The sequence below is a fragment of the Parasedimentitalea denitrificans genome, assembly GCF_011813015.1.
GTDB classification, from domain to species: domain Bacteria; phylum Pseudomonadota; class Alphaproteobacteria; order Rhodobacterales; family Rhodobacteraceae; genus Parasedimentitalea; species Parasedimentitalea denitrificans.
Genome location: NZ_QHLQ01000029.1, coordinates 16857 through 32408 on the forward strand (window position 1 = coordinate 16857; position 15552 = coordinate 32408).

At 55.9% G+C, this 15552-nt stretch carries 13 protein-coding genes, 1 tRNA gene and 1 riboswitch; of the genes, 3 read left to right on the forward strand and 11 right to left on the reverse strand.

Annotated features, from left to right (window positions below; genetic code table 11):
• Window position 1 precedes the first annotated feature (1 nt).
• From thiS to DL239_RS19380, 5 genes are all read right to left on the reverse strand, one after another.
• The gene (thiS, locus tag DL239_RS19360; RefSeq protein WP_167685752.1) at window positions 2–199 is read right to left on the reverse strand and encodes a sulfur carrier protein ThiS; all 198 of its coding nucleotides are present in this window, start codon (window positions 197–199) and stop codon (window positions 2–4) included.
• A complete protein-coding gene (locus DL239_RS19365; protein WP_167685753.1) occupies window positions 183–1178 on the reverse strand; it encodes an FAD-dependent oxidoreductase in 996 nt (331 codons plus the stop codon). The genes thiS and DL239_RS19365 overlap by 17 nt, the downstream gene beginning before the upstream one ends.
• 3 nt (window positions 1179–1181) lie before the next feature.
• On the reverse strand, window positions 1182–1988 hold the full coding sequence (gene thiD, locus DL239_RS19370; protein ID WP_167685754.1) for a bifunctional hydroxymethylpyrimidine kinase/phosphomethylpyrimidine kinase: 807 nt from the start codon (window positions 1986–1988) through the stop codon (window positions 1182–1184).
• A gap of 61 nt (window positions 1989–2049) precedes the next feature.
• A riboswitch (TPP riboswitch) is annotated at window positions 2050–2150 on the reverse strand.
• Window positions 2151–2274: 124 nt separating this feature from the next.
• Complete coding sequence (locus DL239_RS19375; RefSeq protein WP_167685755.1) at window positions 2275–3792, reverse strand: malonate--CoA ligase; 1518 nt, start codon at window positions 3790–3792, stop codon at window positions 2275–2277.
• Window positions 3793–3803: 11 nt separating this feature from the next.
• Entirely contained in the window at window positions 3804–5051 is a 1248-nt protein-coding gene (locus DL239_RS19380; RefSeq protein WP_167685756.1) for a malonyl-CoA decarboxylase, read from the reverse strand.
• Between the two features lie 301 nt (window positions 5052–5352).
• Here DL239_RS19380 and DL239_RS19385 point away from each other — a divergent pair, with 301 nt between their 5' ends.
• A complete protein-coding gene (locus tag DL239_RS19385; RefSeq protein ID WP_167685757.1) occupies window positions 5353–6189 on the forward strand; it encodes an alkaline phosphatase family protein in 837 nt (278 codons plus the stop codon).
• 101 nt (window positions 6190–6290) lie between these two features.
• Here the strand turns inward: DL239_RS19385 and DL239_RS19390 are convergent, their stop codons facing one another.
• The 5 genes from DL239_RS19390 to DL239_RS19410 form a co-directional block, all read right to left on the reverse strand.
• Window positions 6291–7214, reverse strand: a complete 924-nt coding sequence (locus DL239_RS19390; RefSeq protein WP_167685758.1) for an alpha/beta hydrolase — start codon at window positions 7212–7214, stop codon at window positions 6291–6293.
• A gap of 102 nt (window positions 7215–7316) precedes the next feature.
• A complete protein-coding gene (locus DL239_RS19395) occupies window positions 7317–9212 on the reverse strand; it encodes an acyl-CoA synthetase (protein WP_167685759.1) in 1896 nt (631 codons plus the stop codon).
• A 183-nt stretch (window positions 9213–9395) separates the two neighbouring features.
• Window positions 9396–9857 carry a hypothetical protein gene (locus DL239_RS19400; protein WP_240932053.1) on the reverse strand — a complete coding sequence of 154 codons (462 nt, stop codon included), beginning with the start codon at window positions 9855–9857 and terminating at the stop codon, window positions 9396–9398.
• A 166-nt stretch (window positions 9858–10023) separates the two neighbouring features.
• On the reverse strand, window positions 10024–11823 hold the full coding sequence (locus DL239_RS19405; RefSeq protein ID WP_167685760.1) for an ABC transporter transmembrane domain-containing protein: 1800 nt from the start codon (window positions 11821–11823) through the stop codon (window positions 10024–10026).
• 163 nt (window positions 11824–11986) lie between these two features.
• Entirely contained in the window at window positions 11987–12850 is an 864-nt protein-coding gene (locus DL239_RS19410; protein WP_167685761.1) for a LysR family transcriptional regulator, read from the reverse strand.
• A gap of 100 nt (window positions 12851–12950) precedes the next feature.
• On the opposite strand from DL239_RS19410, the gene tmpA reads away from it, so the two are divergent.
• Together tmpA and tmpB are read left to right on the forward strand one after the other, a co-directional pair.
• Window positions 12951–14093 (forward strand): 2-trimethylaminoethylphosphonate dioxygenase, encoded by a 1143-nt coding sequence (tmpA, locus tag DL239_RS19415; protein ID WP_167685762.1) that lies wholly within the window; start codon window positions 12951–12953, stop codon window positions 14091–14093.
• A complete protein-coding gene (gene tmpB, locus DL239_RS19420) occupies window positions 14090–14680 on the forward strand; it encodes a (R)-1-hydroxy-2-trimethylaminoethylphosphonate oxygenase (RefSeq protein WP_167685763.1) in 591 nt (196 codons plus the stop codon). Before tmpA ends, tmpB begins: the two co-directional genes overlap by 4 nt.
• 337 nt (window positions 14681–15017) lie before the next feature.
• On the opposite strand, the gene DL239_RS19425 is transcribed toward tmpB, so the two are convergent.
• Window positions 15018–15091: transfer RNA gene (locus tag DL239_RS19425), tRNA-Gly, on the reverse strand.
• Window positions 15092–15552: the final 461 nt, after the last annotated feature.

The following is a 15552-nucleotide window of genomic DNA, read 5'->3' on the forward strand; positions in this document are numbered from 1 at the left end:
CTTAGCCCCCCTGCATCGGTGCAAGAACTTCGATCTGATCGCCATCAGCCAGCTCATGCTGGGCGCGTAGGGGCTGTGGGACAAAACTGCCGTTCACTGCCGTGGCGATGGTCTTGCTGCCGAACCCGGCCTCGACTAGCAGTTGTTCCAATGTCGACGCTGACGTCGCCTGTGGTTTGCCGTTAAGCTGAATGTTCATGGGGTACCTCTGTGTCGGTCTGGCCAAAAAGCAGTTCTCCGACCTTGCGCGCATAGGCGGGGGCCAAAAGATAGCCGTGCCGGTAAAATCCGTTGACCCGGATCAGGTTTCCATCCCGCTGAATACGGGGAAGGTTGTCAGTAAAGGCCGGGCGAATATCGACGCCGGTTTCCAGCACCTCGGCCTCGCCAAAGGCGGGGTTAAGGGCATAGGCCGCGCTGAGCATCTCCAGCAAGGATCGAGCAGTGACGTGTTCGCTGGCGCTGCTTTCAATCATTGTGGCGCCGACCATGTAGATGCCATCGCCACGTGGCACGACATACAGCGGGATGCGCGGGTGCAGCAGGCGCACGGTGCGCGACAGGGTGACATCCGGGCAGGACAGCATCAGCATCTCGCCTTTGACGCCGCGCAGGTTGGTCAGCTCTTTTCGTGCGCTGTAACCGCGACAGTCGATGGTCAGGCCAGCCTTGGAACTGTCAGTTGGATCGCGTTCGGCCACAGTGAATTCAACCCCATCGTTCAGTAGCGACTGATGCAACGCAGTCAGGGCCGAACGGGGGCAGATATGGGCCTCGCTGGAAAAGAACAGCCCGGCCGAAAAGCGATCGCCAAGATCGGGCTCCAGTTCGGCAATCTGCGCGCGGTCAACGTGGTCAAAGTGGCTGGTTCGGCGGGCAAACTGGCGCAACTGTCCCTGATCGCGATCCTGGGACACAACCAAGGACCCTTGACTGTTGACCAGCCCGGTCTTGTCCTGCCACCAGTGGGCCGCGCCTTCGCCCAGGTTCACCACCTCGGGTTCGGCGCTTTCGGCCTCGCAGTAGGGCGCCAGCATTCCGCCAGCCCACCACGAACAGGAATGCGAGCCCGGTGCGCCGCCCCGGTCGTAAAGCTGCACGCTGGCGCCACGGTCGCGTAGCTCGCGCGCAATGCACAGGCCGGCAACGCCTGCGCCGATGATGGTAATATCGACCATGATCTAGCCCCAGATCGCATGAAAGTGGTGCACAGGACCGTGGCCGCTGCCGATGGTCAGATCGTCCGCCGCAACGATGGCCTTATTCAAATACTCATGAGCGGCCGTCACGGCCTCCGTTAGTGGCAAGCCGCGAGCGACCTGTGCTGCGATGGCTGCGGAATAGGTGCAGCCTGTGCCATGGGTGTTGCGGGTGTTCACGCGGGACGCTGACAAAGACAGCGGCGATGTTGAGCCGGTCAGCAGCAGATCGGTACAGGTCTCGCCAGTGCTGTGCCCGCCTTTCATCAACACAGCGCTGGGGCCGAGTTCCAAAAGGGCATAGGCCTGATCTTGCATGCTTTGCTGGTCCTGCGCGGCGTCTGTACCCAGCAGCTTGGCGGCCTCGGGCAGGTTGGGGGTCAGCAGGTCCACATGTGGCAGAAGGTCTGATTTAAGGGTGGCGACAGCCTCCTCCTGCAAAAGGGCATCGCCGGATTTGGCGATCATCACCGGGTCGAGAATGATGGTACCGTCGTAATCTGAAAGCGCCTTGGCGACGGCTCGGATGATTGCCGGGGAAAACAGCATGCCAAGCTTGATGGCCTGTGGTTTCAGGTCTTGCAATACGGCGTCGATCTGGGCGTGTACCACGTCAGCGGGGATTTCATGAACAGCGGTGACGGCGCATGTGTTTTGCGCAGTGACGGCAGTGATTACGCTGGCGCCGTAGACCTGATTGGCTGAAAACGCTTTTAGGTCGGCCTGAATTCCGGCACCGCCACCGCTATCTGAGCCCGCGATAGTTAGTGCAATAGGTGTCGTCTTCATAGTGCGCCCTTCGTACAAACAAGGGCAAATCTGCATGGAAAACGGGGGGCTAAGCGCAACGTAAACGCATCGATCCGTTCCCTACGCCGGTATTGCCCGGATCAGGTTCGACGGGTCGATGCAAGCATCTCTCAGCCCTTAAGGGCACCCCGACGGATTACGTGTCTATTAGTAAATACAAGGAGAGCATGCAAGCGGTTCGCGCTTGCATGCTCTGAATGACGACCGGTTCCGCCCGAGGGATCGGATCAAAAGGCGGTCGAAACGCTGTTGTTTTTATGACGCTTTATTGCGGGGTGAACAACAGGCTATATTCGTTTCTCAGCAGATTTTTCTGAACTTTACCCATGGTGTTTCGCGGCAGCTCTGGCAGGATGATCAACTTTTTAGGGTGTTTGAACCGGGCCAGCGAGTCACCTACGGTGCTGCTGATCATGTCCAGATCAGGCTCCGTTGGGCCGTTCGCAACCAAAAAACCAACCACAGTTTCACCAAAATCCGGATGCGGAATGCCGACAACTGCGCTTTCTAACACTCCGGGTTGGTCATCCAGCACCAGTTCGATTTCCTTGGGGTAGATGTTGTAGCCACCTGATATGATCAGGTCTTTGTTGCGGCCAACGATCTGCACATATCCGTTCTCGTCTATTAGCCCCAGATCGCCGGTGATGAAAAAGCCGTCCTCACGTAGTTCTTCGGCGGTTTTTTCCGGCATTTGCCAGTAACCTTGAAACACATTTGCGCCGCGCACCTCGATCTGGCCGATTTCGCCGTCGGGTAGGGTGTTGCCGGTGGCGGCATCGGTGATCTTAAGTTCGACCCCCGGAAGAGCCTTGCCCACAGTCCCGGCGCGGCGGTCGCCGTCATAGGGGTTCGAGGTGTTCATATTGGTTTCGGTCATGCCATAGCGTTCCAGAATGCGGTGGCCTGTGCGGTCTTCGAATTGGATGTGCGTATCTGCCAACAGGGGGGCGCTTCCCGAGATGAACAGGCGCATGTGCTGGGCAAGACCCTTGGTGAAACGGGCGTCGCTTAGCAACCGGGTATAGAAGGTGGGAACTCCCATCATGGTGGTGGCCTGTGGAAGGTGTCCGATCACCTGATCAAGGTCGAACTTGGGCATAAAGATCATTGATCCACCGGCCAACAGGGTCACGTTTGAGGCAACAAACAGCCCATGTGTATGAAAGATCGGCAGGGCGTGTAGCAACACGTCGCTGTCGGTGAACTTCCAATAATCCACAAGGGTTTCCGCATTGGATAGCAGGTTTTGCTGGCTTAGCATTGCGCCCTTGGAGCGCCCAGTGGTGCCTGAGGTATAGAGAAAGGCGGCAAGATCATCGAGGCTTCTGGCAACTGTTGGAAAACTGTCGGGCTTGGCCGCAGCCTTGGTCGCCAGCGAACCACTGCCGTTTGCATCCAATGTTTCCAATTGTGCATTTGCAGACTGGGCGACAGGTGAAAGGGCAGCCATATTGCCGCCATCGCAAACCAGCAGTTTGGCACCGCTATTCTCGACAAAATACGAGACCTCGCTTGCTGTGTAGGCGGTGTTCAGGGGCAGGAACACGATACCGGCTTGAACACAGGCTGCATAGATCGCCAGCGCTTGTGGGGATTTCTCGACCTGAACAGCCAGACGGTCACCGGGTGCGACCCCGGCGTCACGAAATACATGGGCATAGCGTGCCGCAATAATCAGAAATGCATCATGGGTTAGCGTGCTACCATCCGGCAGACGTAAAAATGGCGTGGCTTTCCCAGCGTAACGACCAAAGAGAGTGTCGTAGAGAGGGTTGGTCATCGTCGGTGTCCTCATGTGTCTTGTTGTTCGGCTGCCGTGCTTAGCGCTGTGACCTCGGGGGATGCGACAACCGCCTGAGCGGTGGCAAACTGCTCGTGGTTTTGGGAAATCAGGGGTAAGTCATAGAGGTAATTCACCATTGCGCCACTCGATTGTGCCAGACCGTTGTCTGACAGGTCGGCTCTCGCATGAACTGCGTGGACAAGCGCGCCATTGCCCAAGTGGAACCGGGCGACTGGATCATAGGGCGCGCCGTTTGCGCGTTTGGCGTTCAACAGGTAGTGGGCAGCGGTTTTGCGAATCTGTTCTTCGTCGCTGGGGTCTGACTGCTTGTCTGTTTCAGTCAGCCAACGGTTCAGGCCGGGGATGGGCGACAGGGTGACAAAGGTTTTCAGGTTGGGCAATTCGCGCGACAGATCCGCAACCACCTGTTTGATCAGTGAATTGCCAAAGGAAATCCCGGCCAGCCCAGCCTGACAGTTCGAGATCGAGTAGAACACTGCCGTGTCGGCATCTTCGGCTGCGATGTTGTCGCGCTCGTCGGCCAAGAGCCCTTGTACAGAACCGGGAATACCCTGGGTCAGGGCTACCTCGACAAAAATCAGCGGCTCGTCGGGCATTGCCGGATGGAAGAAGCCAAAACAGCGACGGTCAGCGGGCTGCAATCGTCCGCGCAGGTCGTCCCAGCTGTGAATCGCGTGCACGGCCTCATAGACGATGATCTTGTCCAGAATGTCAGCCGGGCTTTCCCAATTGATCGGCCGGAGCACCAGAAAACCGCGGTTGAACCACGAGGCAAACAGATGGCGCAGATCCAGATCGACCACGGCCAGTTCTGGGTGTTCGCGGGTCAGTTGCAACAGATCTTTGCGCATTTCGACCAGCTGTTTGGTGGCTCCGGGAACTTGGTTTAACCGTCGGGCTAGCTCTTGGCGTCGGGGTTCTGCAACTGCCATGAAACGCTGGTAATTGGCTTTTGAGGGATCGGCCGTGTAGTCGGCAAGTGCGCTGTTCACTTTGTCGGGAACAATGCCGAGAAAGTCAGTCAGGTAGCCAAAGAAGGCGCGCTTTTCGTCGATGTTCATAGCCCGGTAGCTGTCGAGGATATGCCGGGCCAGGACCATGCCGGAGACTTCGCCCGAGCTGCTGAGCAGGTCGGAACACAGCTCGATGATAGAGCGCCCCTGATGGTCAGGTTCCGACGCCCCGCGATAGCGGCGTTCAAACACGGTGTTCAGAAGATCCGCAAGAAAGCTCATGATTTCGCCTCTGTCGTCGTTGTGGCTGTGAAATGAACGGCCATTCCGTCTTTCCTTGTTATGCGAAGAGAGTTTGGAATGGGGGCCGCAGGGAATGCAACGCCTGATTTTATCCCGCGACAGCGAGAAGCTGATCCAGCCGCAATCTTTGATGCCCAGAATGATCTAAGGAACAATCGGCACAGTGCGATTGGGTGTCGTTTTCAGGCTGCTTTGGTCTTAAATGTGCAAGGCCAATGAACCAAAATATTGCTGATATGCCAAATGAACCGACAGACGGTTTTGGCGCAAGGAGTCCCCAATGGACAACAAACTGCTTTTGATCATTCTAGACGGGGTTCCATGGCGAAATTTCCGTCGGTTGTTTGGAAATCTTGAAGGCTGGGTCGACAGTGGCGAGGCCCGTGTCTGGAAGCACCGTTCTGTTCTTCCTTCGATTTCAGCCAGTTGCTATGCGTCGATCCACACCGGTGTGTCGCCGCAGCAGCACGGCTGCACCGGCAACGGCAATGTGTTTCGGTTGAGCCATGACGATGTGTTTAGTCAGGTGCGCAAAGGCGGTGGAGTGACCGGGGGCGTGGCCCACAGTTTTTGGTCAGAGTTCTTCAACCGGCATCCTTTTGATCCTGTGATGGATGTTGAGTACGACGAGCCGGACAGTCAGACCATCAACCACGGCCGATTCCACAGCATGACTGGCTATGGCCACCACAATCAGATGACACCGTCAGATGTGGACCTGTTTGGATCGCTAACCAATCTGTGTCTGCGGCATGGGTTGGATTATGGCATGCTGCATACCTGCACTTTGGACAGCATGGGGCATCGGTATTTTCATGACTGTCAGGAAATGGACCACGCCTGTTTTGTGATGGACGAGATGCTGGCCCCGTTTATCCGGCGCTGGCGACAAATGGGGTATGAGGTGATCGTGACTGCTGACCATGGTCAGGACGCGCGTGGCCACCACGGCGGGCGGGATCCGTTGCAGCAGGAAACAGCGCTTTACTATTTCGGAGAGGCGCAGGGGCCCAGTAGTGACACGGTCATCGATCAGTTGCAGATCGCGCCTACAGTTCTGTCACGGATGGGGGCTCCGGTTGCGGACACAATGCAAGCCGAACCCTTTTTGTGGTGAGGCTTGGACCGGGGCGCTGCCCCGGACCCCGGAGTATTTTTAGCAAAAAGAAGCCTGGTGGTGGTAGGCTGGGGGAGGGTAGGGATACGGCGCGTGATGGGTTACTCATACGGCCAGAGTTGCTGACCCAAGGCCTCGATTGCCACTGAAATGCGTTCAAAGCTTTGTCTGGCCCGTCCGACAGAATGGCGCGCGCGTAAATAACCGTGAACCAATCCGGGTTCGTTGATCCAGTGAACCTGTCCGCCAGCGGACATCAATTGTTCGTGGTAGTCCCGTGCATCATCACGCAGAGGATCGCAGTCAGCCGTGACCAGTAAGGTCGGGGGCAGAGAGGAAAAGTCGCTGTCCTGCAACGGGGCAAAGCGGGGGTCGTCGGTTGGCGGCGACCCGTTACATCGTACCTGATGATAGTATAGGCATTCATCGCGGGTCAGCATCGGTGCTTGAGCATGTTCGATGTAGGACCCTTTGCTCATATCGCCGCCAAGTACTGGATAGATCAGCACCTGAGCCAAGATACCTTTGAGCCGTCCACGCGCGTGATGTGCTACCGCTGCTGCAAGTGAGCCGCCGGCGCTGTCGCCTACCAGTATCAGGCTGCTTTCAAAATGGTCTGCCGCCCATTGAGTTGCTGTCCAGGCATCATCAAAGCTGGCTGGGTGCTTGTTTTCTGGCGCCAGACGATAATCAACCGAGACCACGCGATAGCCCGTTTGGGCACAGATTTCGGCGCAGATGTCATCATGGCTGTGCAAACCGCCAAGGACAAAGCCTCCTCCGTGGAAGTACATGACAGTGCGGGTCGGGTCCCCCGCCCAGTAATGCCGGACCGGAACGCCGTTAGCCGAGAGGTCTTCGGTCTGGACGATTGCTGGTCGCGCGACGTGAAAATCGCGGCACATAGCATCATAGATGGCACGTTGTTCTTGGATGCTTAGATCCACCGCGTCGTCAGCATAGCTCTCGCTAATTTTGCGGATAAAGCCCCAGGTCTCGGCATCGATCAGTTTTTCATAGTCCATCCCAGACCCCTTGCTGAGTTTTTTCGAGACTAGAACAGGTTTGACCCATTTCCCAAACAAAGAAAGCGCCCCGGAGGGCGCTTTCTTGTCGAATTGGTCAGGTTAGGCCTTTGGCATCGGCTCCCATGGGCGGGTGAAGCTGCCAAGAACCTTGGCAATTTTTTCGTCTGAAATGCCGTTCGCCTCAACCTGAGCAACCAGACCACGCTTTTTATCGTCAATCACGTTCTCAACCCGTGCCGCCAGACCGGCCTTGAGGAGCGCGTCATTGTAGACCCGGGTGATCGCGTTGCGGCGTAGGTCCGGTTTGAACACCTTGCCAACAGCCGTTTTGGGCAGTTCATCCAGAATGGTCATGTGTTTGGGGATCGCGGCGCGTTCGTGAACGTGCCGTTTGCAGAATTCCATCAGCTCTTCTGGAGTAACGGACGCCCCGGCGACCAATTCAACAAAGGCACAGGGCAGTTCGCCCGCATGGGCATCAGGCTGGCCAATGGCGCCAGCAAAGGCCACGGCTTCGTGGCCCAGCAGCGCTTCTTCGATTTCGGCTGGGTCAATGTTGTGACCGCCTCGGATGATCAGATCCTTGGCGCGGCCAGTGATCCACAGATAGCCATCTTCGTCGATACGGCCCAGATCGCCGGTGCGCAGGTATTTGTCGAAGTAGTAGAGATCTACGTTCTTGTCGGCTTCGGTATAGGTGTTGCCTGCGTAAACGCCAGGGTTGGAGACACAGATTTCGCCGATTTCGTCTTGGGCTGCCTCGACCGGTCCGTCAGCGGTGCCTTTGACAATTTTCACATCCGTATAGGGGAACGGAATACCGATCGAGCCGATTTTCTTCTCGCCTTCTGGCGGGTTGCAGGACACCAGACAAGTGGCTTCGGTTAGGCCGTAACCTTCGACGATACCGATGCCTGTTGCCTTTTCGAACCGGTGGAACAATTCCACTGGCAATGGTGCCGAACCGGAAAAGGCGGTTTTCACAGTGGAGACATCGGCATCAACAGGGCGCTGCATTTTGGCCGAAATGGCGGTGGGAACGGTGATAATAAAGGTGATTTTCCAGCGTTCGACCAGCTTCCAGAAATTGTCGAACACGCCCTCGCCACGGTAGCCTTGCGGCGTTGGGAACACCACATGCGCGCCCGAGGCGAGGGTTGGCATCAAGATCACATGGCAGGCAAAGACATGGAACAATGGCAATGGGCACATGATGTTGTCCGTGTCGGTAAACAACAGTTTGTTACCCAGCCAGCCGTTGTACATCATGCCGGAATATTTGTGCTGCGCCACCTTGGGCATTCCGGTGGTGCCGCCAGTGTGGAAGTAACAGGCGACCCTATCCTCGGTGCTGTCGGTAAAGCTGAGCGAGGTGGGCTGTTTGGCCATCTCCTTGGTAAAGCTCTTGTAGTCGGCGTGGGCGGCTTTCTCGCGGTTTTCCAACTTGGGACGGATCAGTGGTACAATCCAGGACTTAGGCGGGGTCAGATAGCGGTTCAGGTCGACCTCTAGCACCGTGTTGACGCCGGGGGCATGGCGCACGGCCTCGGCCACTTTTTGCGCCACATCGGTTTTCGGGAACGGCTTGAGCGTCACCACCACCTTGGCACCGGTTTCGCGCAAGATCGATGCGATCTGTTCAGGCTCTAGCAGTGGGTTGATCGGGTTTACGATCCCGGCCACTGCGCCACCCAGCAAGGCAAACACGGTTTCATGGCAGTTGGGCAGCACATAGGCCACCACGTCTTTTTCACCAACTCCAAGCGAGCGGAACAGGTTTGCGGCCTGGGTGGTCTTGTCCTTGACTTGCGACCAGGTCAGCGTCTCAGCCTTGTCGGTGGGGTCTGACATAATCTGATAGCTGACAGCCTTGTTATTTGGGAACTTCGCAGCGGTGCGTGATAAAAGGCCATATAATGAAACCGGCATATTACGCTCGGCAAATGGCATTTCATTTTCTATCGCATTGCGATCCTCAAAGCCGGCAAATGCCATGTCGTCCCTCCGCTGCGCCCAATTCCTGTAGGCGTGTTTTGTGTTTTGACCCAAGATGCGGGGAAAACCATATTGACGCAAGCACGGGCGCAGGGTCACCCGAAGGCAACTGAGATATGACGCTGCGCCATTTTAGGAAACAGCGACGAGAGCCCGGTTGCCTTTTAGAGCTTGAGCGCCCTGTTAGGCGCCCGTTTCCGAATAGGATTCAATTGAGCCGCCGGAAACTAGATGGTCGAGCATAATTCTACGATGTTCACCATGCGCCTGGTTCAGGATGCGGACTTCCTCGGCAGTCAGTACACGTCGTTCGTAGCCAAGATCAGCCAGACACTTGTCCACAGCCGAGGCTTCGCCGCTATCGCGAATATCGTCTTGTACTGGATAGACAATAATTGGACCCAGAATTCCGGCGAATAATATCCCACCTACGTAAGCGCCGGCCACGGCGGAGTTGCCACCCTTTTTCGCACGCGGTGAACAACTAATGACTGCGGCTTTGGCAGAGGCAATACTATGCCCTTGCTGAAAGGGGACTGACGGTCCTGGAGTGCCAGCGCAACCCGTTAAAATTGTAGCGCCCGTCAAAACTGTCGACCGCATAAAGGAACGAATTCCAAAGAACCGCGAGTAGTGCAATGTCATCAAATATACCTTGTTTGGCCGAATTTTCATAATAACTAGCCGGGAATCTGGGATAAATCTAGACTAGGTTGAATGTGCTCGGGCAAAATTTTCTCATCATTCGAATAAAAAGCGAAAGCCCCGGAGGTTGATCCGGGGCTTTGCATTTGGGGAGTGTCGTTGGGGGTTATTCTGCGGCCAAACCTGCCGTAAACTGCAACCGGGCCAGCCGAGCGTATAGGCCGCCTTGGGCGACCAGCTGGTCGTGGGTGCCGGTGGCAACGATGCCGCCGTCCTCTAGTACGACAATGCGATCCGCCTTTTTCACAGTTGCCAGACGATGGGCCACAATCAGAGTTGTGCGACCTTCGGACAGCTCATCAACAGCGGCCTGCACCAGACGTTCGCTTTCGGCGTCCAGCGCAGAGGTGGCTTCATCTAGCAACAACACAGGCGCGTCGCGCAGAATGGCGCGGGCAATGGCGATGCGCTGTTTCTGGCCGCCTGACAACATCACACCACGTTCGCCGACAAAACTGTCATAGCCGTCTGGCAGGGCAGAGATGAAGTCGTGGGCGGCTGCAGCCTTGGCTGCGGCTTCGACTTCGGCGTCAGTTGCATCAAGGCGACCAAAGCGGATGTTGTCGCGGGCCGAGGTGGCAAAGATCACCGGGTCTTGCGGCACCATTGAAATCGATTGGCGGAACTGGTCCCGTTTCAGATCGGGCAGGGCAATCCCGTCCAGTTTCACCACACCAGCGGTCGGGTCATAGAACCGCTGGATCATCTGGATGATAGTGGTCTTACCTGCCCCAGACGGGCCAACAAACGCAACGGTTTCACCCGGTGACACTGTCAGGGTCACATCCTGTAGCGCCGAAGTGTCAGGCCGAGCAGGGTAGCGGAAAGAGACGCTCTCAAAGGAAATCTCACCGCGCACAGGGCTGGGCAGTGTTTGGGGGGCGGCTGGATCATTGACGTTATCTGTCGCATTTAACAGCTCGATCAGCCGTTCGGTTGCGCCTGCTGCCCGTTGCAACTCGCTCCAGATTTCGGACAGCGCGGCAACGGCGCCGGCGACCAGAACGGAATAGATCACGAACTGGATCAATGTTCCTTCGGTCATCACACCGGCGCGCACGTCGATGGCCCCCATCCACAGCACCCCGACAATGCCGGAGAACACTAGGAAAATCACGATGACGGTTAGATAGGCGCGGGTTCTGATCCGCCGTTGCGAAACCTCATAGGACGTTTCGGTCATTTCAGCGAACTGCGCCCGGCTGGCGTTTTCGTGGGTAAAGGATTGCACCGTCTGTACCGCCGTCAGGGCCTCGCCTGCATTACCGGACGAGGCCGCGATCCAGTCTTGGTTCTCACGACTGATCACCCGCAGTTTGCGGCCCAGCACCAGAATAGGCACAATCACCGCAGGCACAATCAATAGCACCAGGCCTGCCAGTTTGGCCGAGGTCAGCAGCATCAGTATCAGTCCACCGATGAACAAGAGCATGTTGCGTAGGGCAATCGACACAGAAGACCCCAGAACGGATTGGATCAGAGTGGTATCAGTGGTGATCCGGCTCAGCACTTCGCCTGTCATGATTTTCTCAAAGAACTCGGGGCTCATGCCCAGGACACGGTCGAACACCGCTATGCGGATATCGGCGACAACCCGTTCACCCAGCCGAGTGACCAACGCGTAGCGCAGGCCTGTGCCTACGGCGAGAAGGGCGGCGATGCCCAGTGCCGCAAGGAAATACTGGCTGAGAATCTCGCTATCACTGATCCGGAAGTTGTCCACCACTCGGCGCACTGCCAAAGGCAATGTCAGCGAAAGGCTGGCGGTAAGCACCAAGGCAAATAGGGACAGTGTCATCAATACCCAATAGGGCTTCATGAACGGCCAGAGCGCCCCAAGCACGCCTATTTTCTTAGAGCTTTCGCGCTCTTCGTTTGCGTGTGGTGCAGTTTGTGATCGCGCCATTTCGGATCCTTTGATCTGTCTAATCTCAGCAGGTGCTAAACGCACTGCATTTTGCCAAGGTTCATGGCCCTGCAAATGCGTCACGTCAAGCGATCAAGTGCCGCGTGGGGCGGTTACCTGGCCTAGTTTTCAGGGCAAAGATGGGCGAGGGTGTAGTCTGACGTCAACCAGTTCTGGTCAGCGTCTCGGAAAGCATCGCCCACTGACGTTGTGACAGGCTCTGTTTAGAGGCCAATAGCCAGTTGGTGCTGCGTGTTGTCAGGGTTTCTGAAGACAGTCGAACCAGTCGGCCAGACTGAAGGTCGTCGTGGCACAGTGGCAATGACGCCAAAAGCACCCCAATTCCCGCACGCGCAGCCGCTAAGGCAGAAGAAAACGCATCAAACCGGACCATTGGAACCGGTGTCACAGGATCGCCCGTTTGGTCTGCCCAATCTTTCCAGCCGGGTCGAGGGCCAGACAGGTTTAGCCGAGGTAGCGTTTGCCACTGCTGCGCCGATTTCAAAAGGGCAGGGGTGGCGACTGGGCTGAGAGTTTCCTTGTACAAGGGGATCTTATAATGTTGCGGCCAGTCTCCCGATCCGTATCTGACCTTAATAACGTCATCCTGCTGGGTGACATCAGATTCTAACACCATGGACTTGAACGATATCTGGACATGATCCTGCATGGGCAGGTGCTGCAACCGGCCTGCAATCCACAGTTGAATGACGCTGGCGGTCGCCGAAACTGTTAGATGCTTTCGCTGCACTCCGAACAGGCTCTCAGAGCTGTGGCGCAGGCTACTGAGGGCTGAGCTGACATAGGGTAGCCAGGTTTCACCGTCTACTGTCAGAATGACACCGCGTGCCTGACGAACAAACAATGCGGTGCCGATTTGATGTTCTAGATTGCTGATGCGCTGGCTGATTGCAGACTGGGTTAACCCGGTTTCTGTTGCCGCAGCGGTAAAACTGCCGTTGCGTCCGGCTGCCTCAAAGGCCCGGATCCATTCTAGGGGAAGGTTATCAAGCTGGTGATTAGGCATAACGAAAACCGTGTCTCAGGGCGTGAATAGCTAATTTGATTTAATGCAAAAACGGGTTCAGACATAGCCTAAACATGACTCAGGGCTAAGGGTTTTAGCGATGACTACACTCACAGTGCACGACGACGGCAAGTACCTCGCCATTCAAACACAGGGGAAGTCGACCCGGTTTCACGCGATCTGGTTGCGAGACAACGCCTGGGACAGTGAAACACGCGCGACAGGTAATGGCCAACGCCTACTGGCATTGCGCGATATTCCGGCGGATACGTCCATTGCTTCTGCAGGTATCGATGGCGAAGTCGTAACGCTGACCTTTGCACCCGAAGACAAAAGTGTCGACTATCCGCTGAGCTGGCTGATGGATAACGCCTATGACACAGAGAGTAACACCGGCGCTGGTTGGACCGGGGCTGCTGTTCAAACTTGGGACAGTGGCCTGATGGCCGATGTTCCTGTCGGAGATTATGCCAAAGTGAGCGCGGATGATCGGGCTCTGGCTAGTTGGCTAGACAACGTTGCCCGGTATGGATTTGGTAAATTAGAGAATGGCCCGACGACTGATCTGTCGCTGATGCAGGTGGTGGATCTGTTTGGCTATGTGCGTGAAACCAACTATGGCCGCCATTTCGAGGTTCGAACCGAAGTGAACCCGACAAACTTGGCCTTTACTGGGCTTGGCTTGCAGGCGCACACAGATAACCCATACCGTGATCCGGTGCCGTCGCTGCAGGTGCTTTATTGCCTGGAAAGCTCTGCTGCGGGTGGAGAGAATATGGTGGTTGACGGTTTCCGTGCCGCCGAACGATTGCGCGCTGAGAACCAAGAATGGTTCGACGTCTTAAGCCAGCATTGCGCACGGTTTGAATATGCAGGTGAAGAAGGCGTGGTTCTGCGGTCCCGCCGCCCGATGATTGAACTCTCCCCAGACGGAGAGATGATTGGCATCCGGTTCAACAACCGCTCTCTGGCCGCTGTGACCGATGTTCCGTTCGATAAGATGGACACCTACTATGCTGCCTATCGGCGCTTGGGTGAAATTATCGACGACCCGGATATGGAAGTTACTTTCCGTCTTGAACCGGGTGAATGTTTTGTCGTCGACAACACTCGCGTTCTGCACGCCCGTAAAGCATACTCGGGCACAGGTACTCGTTGGTTGCAGGGGTGTTACGCAGACAAAGACGGGTTGCTGTCAAAGCTGGCAGGTCTGCAGGCCACCACACTGGAGGCCGCAGAATGAGCCAGGCTGAAAAATCCAAGCTGACATCCCAAAATATCGTGGCTTTTCTCGGCGATATCTTTGATCGCTGCGGCGGCGAAGAATACCTGGGCGAGCCGGTGACCATGGCCGAGCATATGTTGCAAGGGGCGACCATTGCTGAGCAGAACGGACAGGATGAAGAGATCATCGTCGGAGCGTTGCTGCATGACATCGGGCATTTCACCTCGGAATTCGGCACCTTTTCGATGGATGACGTCGAGGACCGGTTTCACGAAGAGGCTGGCGCACAGGTGCTGGCCGAGTTCTTTCCCACGGTGATTACCGATTGCGTACGGTACCATGTGGCGGCCAAGCGGTATCTTTGTGCAACCAAGCCCGAGTACTACGACCGTCTTTCACCGGCTTCGATTCACTCGTTGAATTTGCAGGGTGGGGCGATGGCGCCCGACGAGGTGATTGAGTTCGAGAAAAATCCGAATTTGAAGAAGATCATTCAGGTAAGGTATCTGGATGAGGCTGGCAAGCGCGCCGATATGGAGACGCCAGACTATTGGCATTTCGCCCCTATGGTGCAACGTATCGTAGACCAGCATTGCGCGAGATAAACTAAACGCACCAACCGCTTAGGTTGGTGCGTTATTGTATGCATTGTCATCGAATAAAGGCAGTGGAGCGGGTGGCGGGAATCGAACCCGCGTCATTAGACTTGGAAGTCTAGTGATCAAATCTGAAATTATGCAATTATTTCAACTAAGTACCAGAAGTGATGATCAGTTATTGCAGGCGATATGTCGGAGGTGATTTTTGGAGCGGGCGACGGGAATCGAACCCGTGTCATCAGCTTGGAAGTCTAGTGCTCAAAACTGGAATTACGCTATAACTTCAACAAGATATCGGAAGTGGTGATCTGTTTTTGCAGGCAATATGTCGGAAGCGGTTTTTTGGAGCGGGCGACGGGAATCGAACCCGTGTCATCAGCTTGGAAGGCTGAGGTCTTACCATTACACAACGCCCGCTCTACATTTTCAGGATCTATTTCATTGACTTTAGGAGGTCAAGAGGACTTTCACGGCAAAATGATTGCAGTGTCGAACGACTGCGAAAGCATGGCATCCGTCGGGTATTGTGCAAGCGCCTGAATATCAATGTTTGGCGTGGCTAGTAAGTTGCACCATGTCATTCGCTGAGATCGATGAACTACCTTCCCACAATTTCAATTGCTGACACTCAAACTGCAGAATTGAAATTTAGCCCCCCCAATCCTCCCATTCATGCTGCGGTGCCAAGCCCTCAATATTGACGCGCTAGAAGTTGCAGCAGGGCCTCCAGCTATCGAGCTACTTGGGATACATTCGTCCTAGCACCGTTCCTTTACATACCGTGTCTGACGTTAGCACCTGTGGGACAGAATTGAGGATTTGAACAACGGAGGATTTCTGGGTCATCGTAACTGTTAAGGAGTGAAGATGAACAAGAA